The sequence below is a fragment of the Streptomyces sp. NPDC040622 genome (assembly GCF_055593965.1).
The window spans coordinates 143,362-157,772 of the sequence record NZ_JBVIXD010000001.1 but is presented as its reverse complement, the minus strand read 5'-3'; the positions used below and the strand labels follow the sequence as shown (position 1 = coordinate 157,772).

The following is a 14,411-nucleotide window of genomic DNA, read 5'->3' as shown; positions in this document are numbered from 1 at the left end:
GCACTTGACCTGCCCTTCGTCCACCTCATCCCCCCCCCCCCCCCCCCCCCCCCCCCCCCCCCCTCCCCTCCCCCCCTCCCCCCCCCCCCCCCCGGGGTCGTCAGGCCAGGAGCGGGCGCAGTTCTCCGACGATGATCTTTCCGTTCTCGTTCTTGGGCAGCTCCGCGACGCCCAAGACCCGTTCGGGGATGTACCACTCCGTCATGCCGCGCCGGGAGAGGAACGCGCGCAACTCCGCCAGGTCGGGGGTCCGGTCCGCGCGGGGGGCGAGAACCGCGCACGCGTGTTCCTGGCCGTCCTCGCCGCTGTATCCGATGATCACGGCCTCGCGCACGTCGGGATGGTGCAGGATCTCCCCCTCCACGTCCGCCACGGGGATCATGTACGGACCTCCGACCCGGCGGCTCGCCCGGCCCTCGAAGCGCACACCGCCCGCGCCGTCGTCGCGGACCAGGTCGCCGGTGTCCATCCACCCCTCGTCGTGTTCCCAGGTCGGCTGCGCGGCGCCGCCGTCCACACCGGGCGACCACACGGCCACGCAGACGGAGGGGCCGCGTACCCAGAGCCGGTGGACGCCGTCCTCCCCCGGGATGTCCCGCAGGGAGATCTCCAGGCCCGCGAGAGGGCGTCCGTCACTGCGGGCGGCGCCGGCCGGCGGTCCTCCTTCCGGAGTGCGGATGCCCATGCCGAGTTCGGTCATCCCCCAGCAGGTGCGCACCGGCACCGAGAAGGCATCGGTGACGTCGGCGACGAGCTTCGGCACCACGGGCGCGCCCCCGCACATCACGAAGCGCAGCGCCGGCACCTCGCGCGGGCCGGCCCGCTGCGCCTCGACCAGCTGCGCCGCGAAAGGCGGTGCGGCGAACACCTGGGTGACGTGCGCCTTCGCCATCAACTCCAGCTGCTGCCCCGCGTTCCAGGTGTCCAGGTACACCCCGGCGCCCTGCGCGAGGATCGGCCCCCAGAGGCAGTACAGGAGTCCGGCGAGCCCCGAGATGGGGTGGGGCGAGCAGAACACCTCACCCTTGTCCCAACCCCGTTCGGCGGAGCCGGCCGCCGCGGCGGTGCCCGCGTAGAGCGTGTTCTCGGTGTGCAGCACGGCCTTGCGCTCGCCCGTGGTGCCGGAGGTGAACATCACCAGGATCACGGCGTCGAGATCCCGCCCGGCGGGCACCTCGATCGGGTGCGGGAGCCGGTCCTCGTGCACGGTGTGCAGGAAGTACGTGGCGAAGTCGACGGTTCCCTCGGGTGCGCTGTCACCGTAGACGACCCGGTGGCGCAGCTCGGGGAGCCTCGGCGCGACCTCTTCGAGGGCCGCCGCGTAGTCGTGGCCGCCCCACGTGTCTGGGACGACGCAGAGGCTCGCCCCGGTCACCCGGAGCAGGCGCTCCACCTCACGGCTGCGCATCGTGGGCAGCAGCGGCACCGCGACGGCCCCCGTCCAGGCGCAGGCCAGGGTGAGCGCCGCGGCCTCCCACCAGCCGGGCAGCTGGAAGGCGACCCGGTCACCGCGGCGGATCCCCAGGGAGAGCAGGGCCGCGCCGAACCGTTCGGCGTGTCCCGCGAGTTCGGCGTAGCTGAGGGTGACCGGGTCGGCCGCGTCCGTGCGGGCGGCGACGACGGCCGGGGCGTTAGGGTGCTCGGCGGCCGTGTCCAGGAGGTCCTGGATGATGGACCGGTCACGCCACCAGCCACGCTCGCGCATGCGCGCGGCGACGTCCTCGGGCGGCCGGGTCCCGAACGGGATCTCCGTGGTACGGGGTGCGCGCCCCGCGGCGGTTAAGGGTGCGACGGAGTCAGTCACGCGTCGCCCCGTCCTGAGGCGCGGAGACGATCTCGGGCGCGGGGTCGACCAGGTCGCGGGGGAACTCCATTCCCCAGCGCACGAGTTCGATGTAGGAGAGGTGCAACGACCCCACGGCCACGACCTGTTCGGTGATGCGGCCGTCGCGGACGCGCACGGTGTGGGCCTCGATGCTCGTCCCGCGCTCACCGGTGGGCTCCTGCCCGAGGAACGGTCCTGTGTTGTGCCAGTGCATCGAGAAGCGGAACGCCACCCGGGTGCCGTCCGCGCTGGCGAACTCGTCGTGCAGGGCCACCCGCACGCCGGGGAAGCCCTGGTGCACGGCCTTGCAGAACTGGATGATGAACGGGACGCCCTTGACCCCCCACTTGAGGGGTGTGTAGAAGACCGCGTCCTCGTCGTAGAGCTCGGTGAGGGTGTCCCAGTCCTGCTCCCCGAGGGCCCTGATGTATCGCTGGATGAGCGTCTCGCCGTTCATTTTCCGCCCCTGCCTTCTCTCACGTCGTGGTGCCTGTATGGGTGTCGTCCGTGCCGATGCGGGCCTCGGCGCGGCCGGCCGGGGACGGGCCCCGTCGGCTCACGCGGACTTCGCTCTCACCCAGTACCGACGCAGCGGCGCCGCGAAGTGTGACAGGAGTGCCGACTCCACCCGTTCTCGAGTTCCGGGTCCCCACCCGTGTCACGGTTTCCGCTCCGGCTGCGTCGGTCCTGTTGAAGCACCTCACACGACTACGAGCGAGAGGCCACGGGATGGTCACGGAAGCACCACACACTCGGCAGCCAAACCCCTGGCTGGTGCTGACGGTGCTCTGCGCGAGCTCCTTCATGACGCTGCTGGACACCACGATCGTCACGATCGCCATTCCCGAGATGGCGGCGGGGCTCGGCGCATCACTGGACGACATCCTCTGGTTCGCCAACGCCTACATGCTGGTCTTCGCGGCGCTGCTGCTCCTCTCCGGACGGCTCGGCGACCGCTTCGGGGCCCAACGGGTCTTCGCCACCGGCCTCGCGGTCTTCACCCTGGCATCGGTGGTGTGCGGCGTCGTGGACACCCCGGGCCAGATGATCGCGGCCCGGGCGGTCCAGGGGCTGGGCGCCGCGGTGATGATGCCGCAGACCCTGGTGCTGATCAGCGCCGTCTTCCCGGCGGAGCGGCGCGGGGCGGCCTTCGGCGTGTGGTCGGCGGTCGCGGGCCTGGCCACGGTCGCCGGTCCCACCATCGGCGGCGCGCTGGTCTCCGGCCTCGACTGGCGCTGGATCTTCTTCATCAACCTCCCGATCGGCGTGGCGGCCCTGATCGGCGCGCTCGTGGTGGTGCCCGACATCCGCAGGGGGCAGCAGTCCTCGCTGGACCTGCCGGGCGCCGTCCTGTCCACGGCGGGCCTCAGCCTGATCGTGTACGGGCTGATCGAGGGCGAGCGTTACGACTGGGGCACCATCGAGTCCTTCCTCAGCATTCCGCTGGTCCTCGCCCTCGGCGTGGCGCTCCTCGGTGTGTTCGCACTGCACCAGCGCTCCCGTCAGGAGCAGCGTCCGCTGGTGCCGTTCGAGCTGTTCCGCAGCCGCGGGTTCACCGTCTCCGCCCTGCTCGGCGCGATGCTGCTGTTCGGTTCCATCGGTGTGCTGCTGCCGCTCACCCTCTACCTGCAGTCCGTGCTCGGGCTCTCCGCGGGTGAGGCCGGTCTCGCGCTCGTACCCGGCCCGCTCGTCTCGATGTTCGTGGCGCCCCTGGCCGGCAACGCGGTCGGCAAGCTCGGCGGGCGCAAGCTCCTGGTCCCCGGACTGCTGATCTTCGGAGCCGGTATCGCCCTCATCGCGGTCATGGCCGAGCCGGACTCCAGCGTGTGGGCCATCATCCCGGGCCAGGTGGTCTTCGGTGTCGGCATGGGTCTGGTCTTCGCGCCCACCAGCACGCTGGCGATGCAGGAGATCCCGCCGCGGCTGACCGGCGTCGCCTCCGGCATGTTCACCACGTTCCGCCAGATCGGCGCGGTCGTCGGAGGCGCCGCGGTCGGTGCCCTGCTCCAGAACCGGCTCGCCGCCGAAGGCGTTCCGGAAGAAGTGCGGCAGCAGGCCGGCCGATTGACGGACTCGATGTACGCCGACGGGCTCACCGACGCGGTGCGCTACGGCCTTTTCCTCACGGTCGCGGTGGCCGTCATCGCTTCCGCACTCGCCCTGCTTCTCCCGCCCGCCCCGCGCCCCGAGCCGGAATTGGCCGCGGAACCGCACGAGGAGGCCGACGTGGCCCGAGCAGAGAACTAGCGGAATTCCTTCCTCGGCGCCCGAACCGAATCCGAACTGTTTCCGGAGAAGAATTCCTCACGCGGAGTACGAGGAATATGAGGGATGCGGGACGCCCCCGCACCGCCGCGCGCCGAGCGCGACGAGAACGGCAAGATTCGGCACGAGTGACGGGAGGCCAGGATTGTAGACTCGGCAGGGCAGTTGGAGATCGAATGCGACGCGCCCTGAACCTGAGTGCACGTGGAACGGAGAGTCATGGCCGAGGCGACAGCCGTCTCCGAGCGATCCGGCACCTCGGATCCCTTCGAGCGGTACCGGCAGCTGCTGTTCGGCATCTCGTACCGCATGCTCGGTACCGTCGCCGACGCCGAGGACGTCGTCCAGGAGACCTGGCTGCGGTGGCAGCGCGTCGACCGGGACGTCGTGGCCGATCCACGCGGCTACCTGGTGCGGGCCGTCACCCGCACCTCCATCGACGAGATGCGCCGCAGCCGGGCCCGACGTGAGGAGTACGTGGGGCCCTGGCTGCCCGAACCGCTGCTGGTCTCGTCCGACGTCGCGGTGGAGTCCTCGCTGCTCGGCGAGTCGGTCAGCATGGCGGTCCTGGTGATGATGGAGACGCTGTCGCCGCTGGAGCGCGTGGTGTTCGTGCTGCACGAGGTGTTCGGATTCAGCTTTCCCGAGGTCGCCGAGGCCGTCGACCGCACCGAACAGGCCGTACGACAGCTGGGCAGCCGAGCCCGGCGCCATGTGCGGCTGCGGGACCGGCGGTTCGAGTCGGACCGTCAGCGGGTCCGCGAGATCACCGAGCGCTTCGTCGCCGCCTGCCTCGGCGGCGACGTGGAGGCGCTCATGACGGTGCTGGCCCCCGACGTGACCATGTGGGCGGACGGCAACGGCCACGCGGAGACGCCGCGCGTCCCGCTGCACGGAGCCACCACGGTCGCCGAGTACTTCGCATCCACCGCGGGCAGCTATCCGCCCGGGCTCGTGATCCGGATGGACGTGCAGCTCGACGGCACGCCCGCCGCCGTACTGGCCACGCCGGCAGGCGTGTTCGCCGTGGTCACCGCGGACGTCGAGCTGGTCGGCGACCGCCCCCGGATCACCGCGGTGCGCGCCATGCGCAACCCCGCGAAGCTCGGCCGGGTCCCGGCCCCGCGCTGAACCCCGCCCCCTCCCGAGTGGCCGGCCGCCGGCCGGTCACTCCGCCATGGTGTCCAGCGCGTCGTGGTGCTGTCGGCCCAGCACCCACTTCGCCACATGGAGGCGCGAGGGCACGTCGAGCCGGCGCATGACCTCGCGGACGTGGTTCACCACGGTCCACTCCGACAGCCGCAGCTTCTGTGATATCTGGCGGTTGGTCATCCCCTGGCTCACCAGCCTGGCCACCTCGTACTGGCGGGCCGTGAGCTGCGCCGGACGGGGCGCCGCGGACGCGGACCCGGCGGGCGGCGGGCCGAAGGCGAGCGCCTCGCCGGCGGCCGCGACGGCGGAGAGCACCCGCCCCTCCCGCCACGCGGACGCGTACTCGGAGCCGGACAGCAGGCGGCGCGCGTCGGGCAGGGCGGCTGATGTGCCATGGCCGACCAGCGGCGGATGCGCCCCGGTCGACTCCCGCAGGGCGGACGCGGCCGCCAGCAGCCGGGCCACCCGGTGCCCCTGGTGCGGCAGGCGGCGCCACAGGTGCACCGCATGCCCCTCCAGCACCGTGGGCAGCACCATGTGCTCCCCGATGGACCGCAGCCGGTACAGGCCCTCCCACAACAGCCGCTCCGACAGCGCCTGATCACCCCGGGAATCGGCCATCACGCCGCGCATGCCGAGGACCATCCCCTCGCCGCGAACGTCCCGCGCCCGCATGAACAGGGCGTTCGCCGTGTCCAGCAGGTCCGCGGTGAGCTTGGCGTCGGTGGGCAGGCTCCCGATCGCCAGCGGCAGGGCTGCGTTGGCCACCGCGACGGTCGCCCGCTCGTGGCCCGCCACGCGGATCAGCTGCACCGCGGCCCTGCGGATCGCCTCGGGCCCCGCGGGCTGGTGGGTGAAGGCGAGCCAGGCCAGCGCCGCCCGCTCGTGGGCGGTGTCGCCCTGCTCCCGGAAGACGCAGGCCGCGCGCCAGAAGCAGTCCGCCGCAAGGCGCACGCTGCCGCGCGCCAGGGCCACCTCGCCCCGCGCCAATTCGGACCGCGCGGCGAGCTCCGCGTGTCCGGCAGCGGCGCCGAACACCTCCGCCGCCTTGGCCAGCCACTGTTCGCCGAGGTCGAGATGGCCGCGCACCAGCCAGAAGCGGTGCAGGGCGAGGGTGGCGCGCGCCGCGTCCAACCGGCGCCCGCTCGCCTCCAGATGGGCCAGCGCGGCCAGGAGGTCCTCGTGCAGCGGGGTCAGCCGCTGGAGCCACTGCGCCTGCTGCGGCCCCGTCAGATAGGGCTCCGCCTCCAGGGCGAGCAGCAGGAAGTGCTCCGCGTGCCGTCGCTGGGCCTCCGGCAGCCCGCCCGTGGCCGACAGCCGCTCCAGGCAGAACTCGCGGACGGTGTTGAACATCGTGAACCGCGGCTCCCCGCCGCCCGGCGTCACCCGCAGCAGGTGGTGGCCGACCAGCGCTTCCACCGCCTGTTCCGTGCGGTGCGTGGGAAGGTCCCAGAACTCTTCGGCGGTGGGGAGGTTCGTTCCGGCCGTGAAGACGGAGAGCCGGGTGAGCAGCGCGCGCTGCTCCTCGTCGAGGAGCCGGAAGCTGTGCTCGGTGATCGAGCGGACGCTGCGGTGCAGCGGCGAGCGCGTGGCGTGGTAGCCGCCGAGCACCGGCCGGCCTTCCCGGAGCCGAGTCAGCAGACTGTCCACCCCGCAGAGCCGCAGCTTCTCGGCCACCAGCTCGATGGCCAGCGGAAGTCCGTCCATGCGGGTGCAGATCTCCGCCACCGCCCGGGCGTTCTGCGCGGTCAGCGCGAACGAAGGATCGATCTCCCGGGCACGGTCGACGAACAGCTCCACCGCCGCGTAGTCCTGGAGTTCGAGGACGTCCTGCCGGTACGGCGAGGGCGGGGTCGGCAGCGGCGGCACGGGGACGAAACGCTCCCCGTACAGGCGCAAGGGCCGGCGGCTGGTGGCGAGGACACGCAGTCCGGGCACATGGCTCAGCAGGGCGTCGACCGAGGCGGCCGTGGCGTCGGCGGCCTGCTCGCAACCGTCGAGCACCAACAGGCACGGCTCGTCGGGCAGCAGGGCGGCCAGCGTCTCGGCGAGGCCGTCGCGGCCGGTGCTGCCGTGCAGGTCCAGATAGGCGACCCGGGCGACCCGGGCGTCGGCCACGGCCGCGCAGGCCAGCCGGCTCTTTCCGACGCCGCCGGGGCCGGTCAGGGTGATGAGCCGGTGCGTCTCCTCGCCGAGCAGGGCGGAGAGGGTGAGGACCTCCAGGTCGCGTCCCACGAGCGTGTCGTGGTGGCCGGGGACGCGGGACGGCAGATCGATGATCAGCTGTGGGCACAGTTCGCCGGTGCCGAGCGCTCCGGCGGTCATGGGGATATCACGATCTTGAATGGTGCGAATTGTTTGTATTCAGGTAACTGAAGCCTTGCATTCCGCATAACACTACCCCCGTAGTCCACGATGCGTGGACCTCTGGAGAAAGCATACGGACCGCATATCCCCCGGGGAACCTTCTTTTCACATTCTTGGGCCTATTCTCGCCGCCGTTCCAGATCATGAGACGAGCGACCGATGTGGATATTTCTATTCCGCTCCTTTTTTCTCAGGACCACCTGACAGATCACCCCGAAGACCAGGCCCCAGAAAGCCGCCCCGAGTCCCCACAAGGTGAGACCGGAAGCGGTGGTGAGAAAGGCGACGAGCGCGGCGGTCCTGTGGTCCACCTCGGCGAACGCACCCGAGACGCTCCCGCCCAGGGCACCCAGCAGGGCGACGCCCGCGGCCGCCGCGATCAACTCCTTGGGCAGCGCGGCGAACAGCCCGGCGACGGTCGCCCCGCACAGGCCGACCGCGACGTAGAGCACCCCGCAGCTCAGTCCGGCCACATACCGGCGGGCCCGGTCCTCGTGGGCGTCCGGTCCCGCACAGATCGCCGCCGTGATCGCGCCGAGGTTGAGCGCGTGCGCCCCGAACGGCGCGAAGACGACCGACGCCACCCCCGTGTCCCGGACCAGCGGCCCCGAGCGCACCGCGTACCCGGCCTCCCTGAGCGCGCCCACCCCCGGCGCGTTCTGCGCCGACATGGTGACCAGGAACAGCGGCAGCGTCAGGCTCACCAGCGCCTCGCCGGGCCACGCGGGCGCGGTGAACACCGGTGTGGCGAGGGACAGTTGGGCGCCGCCGAGGGAAAGCGTGCCGGTGGCGCCCGCCACCGCGACGGCCGCGGCGAGCGGCGCCGCGATGGCATACCGGGGCGCCACCCGCTGACAGACGACGTACCCGGCGAGCATCACCCCGGCCACGGCGGGACCGCTCTCCAGCGCCCGGAAGGCGTCCAGACCGAACCGCAGCAGGATCCCGGCCAGTACGGCGGAGACGACGGCGGCCGGAATGCGCCGCATCAGCGCGTCGAACCAGCCCGTCACCCCCACCAGTACGGTGAGCGCGCCGGCCGCCAGATACGCCCCGATCGCCGTCGCGTACGGCACCTCGTCCAGCTGGGTGACCAGCAGCGCGGCGCCCGGTGTCGACCAGGCCGCCACGATCGGGACGCGGTGGCGCAGGCTCAGCACGAACCCGGTCACGCCACTGCCCACCGCGACCGCCCAGATCCACGACGAGAGTTGGGCCTCGTCCAGACCGCCTGCGTGCGCGGCCTGGACCACGATGGTCAGGGGCCCCGCGAAGGAGACCACGACCGCGACGGCCCCCGCGACGACCGCGGACACGGACACGTCCTGCCACATCCGCCGCGCGCGGCCGCCGAGGGCCTGTGCCATCAGAGGATCTCGACGTTGGCCGCGGGCCGCAGCCGCCGCTGGCAGTCCAGGACGTGCTGGGCGCCGCGCAGCACCACGTCGTAGTCGAAGTCGTCGTGGTCGGTGAGCAGGACCACCGCGTCCGCGGCGGCCACTTCCTCCTCGGTGAGCTCCACCCTGCGCACCCGGGCGTCCAGCGGCACGGACTCCCGTACGTGCGGGTCCACCGCGTGCACCTGTGCGCCGGTGCGCAGCAGCAGTTCGGCGACCTTCACGGCCGGCGACTCGCGGGCGTCACCGGTGTTGCGCTTGTAGGCGAGGCCCAGCAGCAGCACGCGGGAGCCGTTGGCCGGACGCTGGAGCTGGTTGAGCGCTTCGACGAGGCGCTGCACCACGTAGTGCGGCATCTGGCTGTTGACGTCGTTGGCCAGGTCGACGAAGCGGAAGCGGCGGCCCAGCTCACGCTCCACCCGCCAGGAGAGATAGCGGGGGTCGACCGGCAGGCAGTGGCCGCCCACCCCGGGGCCCGGGGTGAACGGCATGAAGCCGAACGGCTTGGAGGAGGCCGCGTCGATCGCCTCCCAGACGTCCACCCCGAGTTCGCGCGCGATCACCGCCATCTCGTTGACCAGCGCGATGTTGACGTGCCGATAGGTGTTCTCCAGGAGTTTGGTCAGCTCGGCGGTCTTCGTGTCGCGCACCGGCACGGTCCGCTCGACCACCGTGTCGTAGAACTCCGCGGTGCGGCGCAGGGACTCCGCGTCCACGCCCGACACGATCTTGGGGGTGGTCTCCAGGGTCCAGCGGCGGTTTCCGGGGTCGATGCGCTCGGGGCTGTAGCCGAGGTGGAAGTCGGTGCCGGGGCACAGGCCGCTCTCCTTCTGCAGCAACGCCCCGAAGACGTCCTCGGTGGTGCCCGGATAGGTGGTGGACTCCAGCACGACCAGCGCGCCCGGCCGCAGATGCTTGCCCAGTGTCAGCGCGGCCTCCTCGATGCAGGTCAGATCGGGTACGTCGTCCAGGAGGGGCGTGGGCACGGTGACCACGGCCACCTCGAAGTCGTCGAGCGCCCCGACGTCGGTCGTGGGTCGGTAGGCCCCGGACTCCAGCGCCTTGGCGAGCCGCCGCTCGTCCACGTCCTCCACGTAGGAGTCGCCCGACCGCAGCCGCTCGATCCGGCCGCCGTCCACGTCGTAGCCCACGACCGTGTGGCCCGCCTCCACCGCCCGTACGGCCAGCGGCAGGCCCACATACCCTTGGCCGACCACCACCACACGACGGCCCGCGCTCCGCGGGACGGCGTCGTTCTTCGTTGGGGACATCGTGTGCCCTTTCAGCCGTTGTGCACGAGCGCCAGGTTCGCCGCGACCAGCAGGACGACGCCCCAGCGGTGGATGGTGACGCCTTGTTTGCGGGCCGAGAGCACCTCACCCGCGACGAGCCCGGCGTGTGCCTGCCGCGCGCGCAGCGCCACCACGGGCAGCAGGAACGCGCAGAACCACCACGGCACCGCGCCGACCGCCGCGGTGACGGCGATCGCGCCGGTCTCGGCGAGCGAGAGCCCGGCGATGAAGCCCCGGTAGACGCCCGGGGGCACGCTCGTGGCCAGGTTGCGGCGGCCGGCCACCCGGTCGCCGTCCACGTCGTTGATGTTGGAGTAGACCGAGACCATGAGGCTCCACAGCCCGAACAGGAAGCACGCGAGCCAGGCCGCACCCGTCATCTCCCCGTTCAGCAGGGCGAAGGGAATCAGCACGCACAGGCCGGTGCTCAGCCAGATGACCGCCTCCTGGCCGCCCCGGTAGCTGAGCTTGAGGCCGTAGGAGTACTGCACGCTGATGACCGCGGAGAAGGCCGCCGCGGCCAGGGCCCACCAGGGCCGGTGCGGTGCGACCAGCACGGTGAGCGTCCACAGGACGCTGCCCCCGACGGCGCAGCCCCAGCCGAAGCGCAGCGCCTGGCGCAGGGTGAGCAGGCCGTCCAGCAGCGGCTTGCGGTCCCGGGCCCGCAGCGACTCCCGCGGGTCGTAGTTGCGGGCGTCGCTGCCGTCGCGCACTCCGGTGACGTCGTCCAGTGCGACGGTGGCCGCCACGATCCCCACCCAGCCGACGTCGAACAGCACCAGGACCCACCAGGTGCGCGGTTCGTCCCACGCGGCGGTGGGCAGCAGCGCCAGGACCACGAACACGCACAGGTAGTAGTCAAAGAACGAGAGCTTCGCCAACTTCGCGTAGGCACCGGCCCGTTCCCGCACGCCGGGGCGCGGTGGCGCGGTGGTCGTCGCCGTCATCGTCCCGGCTCCGCCCCGCCCTTGCGGCCGACCGTGCTGATCAGCACCTGGCTCAGCCAGTGGTGGGCCGGGTCGGCCATCTCGGCCAGGGCCGCGTCGATCCGGGCGTCGTCCAGGAGTCCGGCGCCCACGATGCGTGGTCGCATGAACTCCAGCCACAGCATGTAGTGCCTGGCCTGGTCGGAGCCGCCGCGCACCATCACGACGCGGCCCTCCGCCGTCGCCTCCAGGCCCGCTGACAGGGCCAGTTGGAGATCGACGTGGCCGCCGCGCGGATCATGGCCCGACTCGCGCATCAGGCCGTACCCGGCGGCCCGGACGTCCTGGAGGAAGTCCTCCGAGGGGGAGGTGCGGAACAGCGTGGAGGAGTCGGTGTCCTCGAGGAACAGCACCCCGCCGGGCCGCAGCGCGCGCACCATGCGGTCCACGGCGGCGGCCCGGTCGGGCAGATGCTGGAGCACCATGCGGGAGTGCACGAGGTCGAACGCCGCCTCGGGCAGGTCCTCCTCCCGCAGATCGTGCCGTACGGCATCCACCTGCGGCAGCGACGCGAGCGAGGCGAGCCGGTCGGTCTGGAGGTCGGTGGCGAGGACCCGCCCTTCGGGGCCCACGCGGTCGGCGAGCCAGCGCGCCACGGAACCGGAGCCGGCGCCGATCTCCAGGCAGTGCCAGCCGGGACCCACGCCCAGCGCGGCGAGCCGCTCCAGGGTGCCGGGATCCCAGATCGCCTCGTTGGTCCGCAGCCGCTCGGTCTCCTTCTCCCAGACCGGGTCGAAGACGTACTCCTGCTGTGCCGGTGGGCTCGTCATGTAAGTCTCCATGGGCTGCTCCCGCGTGCTCATGCGTAGAACTCGCAGACCGTGTCGGCGATGAATTCGACCTCGGCGTCGCTCAGATGGGGCCAGATCGGGATGGCCAGGTTGCGCGCGGAGGCCAGTTCGGCGTTGGGCCAGGAGCCGTCCGGTGCGGCCCACGGCGCGAAGGCGGGCTGCCGGGGAAGCGGCACCGGGTAGTAGATGTGGCTGCCTATCTGGCGTTCCGTCAGATAGGACCGCAGGTCCTCCCTGCGGTCGACGAGCAGCGAGTAGACGTAGTAGCAGCGGCCGTTGCGGCCCGCCGGCGGCGCCTGCACGCCACGGTCGCGCAGCGGCTCGAAGCGTTCGGTGTAGTAGTCGGCGATCCGCGCGCGGCGCTCCAGGCGGTCCGCGAAGCCGGGCAGCCGGTGCAGCTGGAAGGCGGCGAGCACCTCGTCGAAGCGGTTGTTCTGGCCGATCCTGTGGTGCAGGAAGCGGTGCACGCCGTCCTGCCCGTGGTTGCGCAACATCCTCACGTTCCGGGCGAGTTCGTCGTCGTCGGTGAGGACCACGCCACCCTCGCCCGCCGTACCGAACGCCTTGACCTGGAAGAACGAGAACACCCCGAGGTCGCCCCACCGTCCGGCGGGCCGTCCGTCGAGGACGGCGCCCTGGGCGACCGCCGCGTCCTCGATCAGTGCGACACCGTGCTCGCGGGCGATCGCCCCCAGCTGCTCCATGTCCGCCATGATCGAGAAGACATGGGCCGGCATCAGCGCCTTCGTGCGCTCGGTGATCAGCGACTTGGTGGCGTCGGGGTCCAGGACCATCGTCCACGGGTCGACGTCGGCGAAGACCGGGGTGGCCCCCGTGTTCGCCACCGAACTGGCCACCGGCTGACAGCAGAAGGCCGGCACGATCACTTCGTCGCCCGGACCGATGTCCAGCGCCCGCACGGACAGTTCGAGGCCTCCGGTGCCGCTGGAGCAGGCGATGACGTGCTCGGCTCCGGTCATCTCGCGCAGCGCTTCCTCCAGTTCGGCGGTGCGCTCGCCGAGGATGAACCGCTGGCCGGGGCCCGTGCCCAGCTCGTGCACGGCCGAAAGGAGGGCCTCCCGGTCCTCCTCGAAGAGATCGGGGGGAAAGAAGGGCAGAGTCTTCATGATGCGGCCCCCGTGTAGAAGTGGCGGACGGCCTCGCAGACCCGGTGCACGTCGTCGAGGGCGAGGTCGGGGTGGAAGGGAAGCGCGACCGTGCGCTCGCAGGCCGCCTCCGCGTTCGGGAAGTCGCCCCGGCGGTGGCCGAGTTCGGCGAAGCAGGGCTGGAGGTGGAGCGGGATCGGGTAGAAGACCTCGGTGCCGATGCCCTCCCGGGTGAGGTGCTCGACCAGGGCGTCGCGCCGCTCCACCTCGATCACGTACACGTAGAAGACCGGGTCGGCCGATACGCCCCGGTCGACCACCGTGGGCACCCGCAGGACGCCGGGCATGTCGCGCAGCTGCTCGGTGTACGCGGCCGCCAGCTCCTTGCGGCGCTCGATCGCCGCGTCGAGCCGGGGCAACTTGCCGAGCAGCACGGATGCCTGGATGTCGTCCATCTTGCTGTTGGTGCCCGAGGCGCCGGACAGGTTGGAGATGCCGGCGATGTGGTCCACGGTGCGGCCCATCCGGCCGTGGTGGCGCAGGATCGCCACCTGCTCCGCGATCTCCGGGTCGTCCGTCAGGACGGCTCCCGCGTCGCCCAGCGCGCCCAGGGTCTTGGTGGGGAAGAACGACAGCACTCCCGCGTCGCCCAGCAGTCCGGCGTGGACGCCGTCGCGGCGCATGCCGATCGCTTCCGCGCTGTCCTCCACCACCTTCACGCCGTGACGCTGCGCCAGGGCACCGAGCGCGCCCATGTCGGCGAGCTGCCAGAACAGGTGCACCGGCATGATCGCCTTGGTGCCCGGGGTGATGACCGCCTCGACGGAGCGCGGATCCAGCGAGTAGCTCTCCGGTTCGATGTCGGCGAACACCGGCTTGGCGCGGGCCAGAGCCACCGAGGTGGCCGTGGCGGCGAAGCTGAAGGCCGGCACGACGACCTCGTCACCGGGGACGACTCCGCAGGCGCGCAGCAGCAGGACGAGGGCGTCCGTCCCGCTGTTCACGGCCACCACGTGCCGCGCTCCCGTGTATGCGGCGAGCGCCTTTTCCAATTCTGCGACCTGTCGGCCGTGGGAGTACTTTCCCCGGTCGAACATCTCGTTGAGGTGGCGATTTATGTCCGGCCAACAGTCGTTGAAGGTGTCGGCCTGGGTGAAGAACGGAACCGGCTTTCCGATTTCTCGTTCCGTGATTCGATCGGTGCTCCTGGCAGGGGAGATCACACAGTCC

General features: G+C 71.6%; 11 protein-coding genes. 2 read left to right on the top strand and 9 right to left on the bottom strand.

Translation table 11 applies throughout. The annotated features are described in order from the left end of the window. Positions 1-100 precede the first annotated feature (100 nt). Entirely contained in the window at positions 101-1,705 is a 1,605-nt protein-coding gene (locus ACZ592_RS00735) for an AMP-binding protein (protein ID WP_471579298.1), read from the bottom strand. A gap of 91 nt (positions 1,706-1,796) precedes the next feature. After that, positions 1,797-2,282: an ester cyclase gene (locus tag ACZ592_RS00730; protein ID WP_471579297.1), complete on the bottom strand. Its 486-nt coding sequence runs from the start codon at positions 2,280-2,282 to the stop codon at positions 1,797-1,799. Positions 2,283-2,599: 317 nt separating this feature from the next. Between ACZ592_RS00730 and ACZ592_RS00725 the strand changes: the two genes are divergently transcribed. Continuing rightward, positions 2,600-4,072, top strand: coding sequence for a DHA2 family efflux MFS transporter permease subunit (locus ACZ592_RS00725; RefSeq protein ID WP_471579296.1), 1,473 nt, complete (start codon positions 2,600-2,602; stop codon positions 4,070-4,072). A 237-nt stretch (positions 4,073-4,309) separates the two neighbouring features. Further along, positions 4,310-5,221, top strand: a complete 912-nt coding sequence (gene sigJ, locus ACZ592_RS00720; RefSeq protein WP_471579295.1) for an RNA polymerase sigma factor SigJ — start codon at positions 4,310-4,312, stop codon at positions 5,219-5,221. A 36-nt stretch (positions 5,222-5,257) separates the two neighbouring features. Here the strand turns inward: sigJ and ACZ592_RS00715 are convergent, their stop codons facing one another. The 7 genes from ACZ592_RS00715 to ACZ592_RS00685 form a co-directional block, all read right to left on the bottom strand. Further along, the gene (locus tag ACZ592_RS00715; protein ID WP_471579294.1) at positions 5,258-7,567 is read right to left on the bottom strand and encodes an ATP-binding protein; all 2,310 of its coding nucleotides are present in this window, start codon (positions 7,565-7,567) and stop codon (positions 5,258-5,260) included. Positions 7,568-7,728: 161 nt separating this feature from the next. Continuing rightward, entirely contained in the window at positions 7,729-8,976 is a 1,248-nt protein-coding gene (locus tag ACZ592_RS00710; RefSeq protein ID WP_471579293.1) for a benzoate/H(+) symporter BenE family transporter, read from the bottom strand. After that, positions 8,976-10,277, bottom strand: coding sequence for a nucleotide sugar dehydrogenase (locus tag ACZ592_RS00705; RefSeq protein WP_471579292.1), 1,302 nt, complete (start codon positions 10,275-10,277; stop codon positions 8,976-8,978). The genes ACZ592_RS00710 and ACZ592_RS00705 overlap by 1 nt, the downstream gene beginning before the upstream one ends. A gap of 11 nt (positions 10,278-10,288) precedes the next feature. After that, positions 10,289-11,245 (bottom strand): UbiA family prenyltransferase, encoded by a 957-nt coding sequence (locus ACZ592_RS00700; RefSeq protein ID WP_471579291.1) that lies wholly within the window; start codon positions 11,243-11,245, stop codon positions 10,289-10,291. Next, entirely contained in the window at positions 11,242-12,054 is an 813-nt protein-coding gene (locus ACZ592_RS00695; protein ID WP_471579290.1) for a class I SAM-dependent methyltransferase, read from the bottom strand. The genes ACZ592_RS00700 and ACZ592_RS00695 overlap by 4 nt, the downstream gene beginning before the upstream one ends. Before the next feature lie 29 nt (positions 12,055-12,083). Next, positions 12,084-13,202: a DegT/DnrJ/EryC1/StrS family aminotransferase gene (locus tag ACZ592_RS00690; protein ID WP_471579289.1), complete on the bottom strand. Its 1,119-nt coding sequence runs from the start codon at positions 13,200-13,202 to the stop codon at positions 12,084-12,086. Further along, on the bottom strand, positions 13,199-14,404 hold the full coding sequence (locus ACZ592_RS00685) for a DegT/DnrJ/EryC1/StrS family aminotransferase (RefSeq protein WP_471579288.1): 1,206 nt from the start codon (positions 14,402-14,404) through the stop codon (positions 13,199-13,201). The genes ACZ592_RS00690 and ACZ592_RS00685 overlap by 4 nt, the downstream gene beginning before the upstream one ends. Between the last annotated feature and the right edge of the window lie 7 nt (positions 14,405-14,411).

Excerpts from the sequence above, each read along its gene's own strand:
- ACZ592_RS00735 (WP_471579298.1), bottom strand. The coding sequence starts at position 1,705 with ATGCGCGAGCGTGGCTGGTGGCGTGACCGGTCCATCATCCAGGACCTC.
- ACZ592_RS00730 (WP_471579297.1), bottom strand. The coding sequence starts at position 2,282 with ATGAACGGCGAGACGCTCATCCAGCGATACATCAGGGCCCTCGGGGAG.
- sigJ (WP_471579295.1), top strand. The coding sequence starts at position 4,310 with ATGGCCGAGGCGACAGCCGTCTCCGAGCGATCCGGCACCTCGGATCCC.
- ACZ592_RS00715 (WP_471579294.1), bottom strand. The coding sequence starts at position 7,567 with ATGACCGCCGGAGCGCTCGGCACCGGCGAACTGTGCCCACAGCTGATC.
- ACZ592_RS00710 (WP_471579293.1), bottom strand. The coding sequence starts at position 8,976 with ATGGCACAGGCCCTCGGCGGCCGCGCGCGGCGGATGTGGCAGGACGTG.
- ACZ592_RS00705 (WP_471579292.1), bottom strand. The coding sequence starts at position 10,277 with ATGTCCCCAACGAAGAACGACGCCGTCCCGCGGAGCGCGGGCCGTCGT.
- ACZ592_RS00700 (WP_471579291.1), bottom strand. The coding sequence starts at position 11,245 with ATGACGGCGACGACCACCGCGCCACCGCGCCCCGGCGTGCGGGAACGG.
- ACZ592_RS00695 (WP_471579290.1), bottom strand. The coding sequence starts at position 12,054 with ATGACGAGCCCACCGGCACAGCAGGAGTACGTCTTCGACCCGGTCTGG.
- ACZ592_RS00690 (WP_471579289.1), bottom strand. The coding sequence starts at position 13,202 with ATGAAGACTCTGCCCTTCTTTCCCCCCGATCTCTTCGAGGAGGACCGG.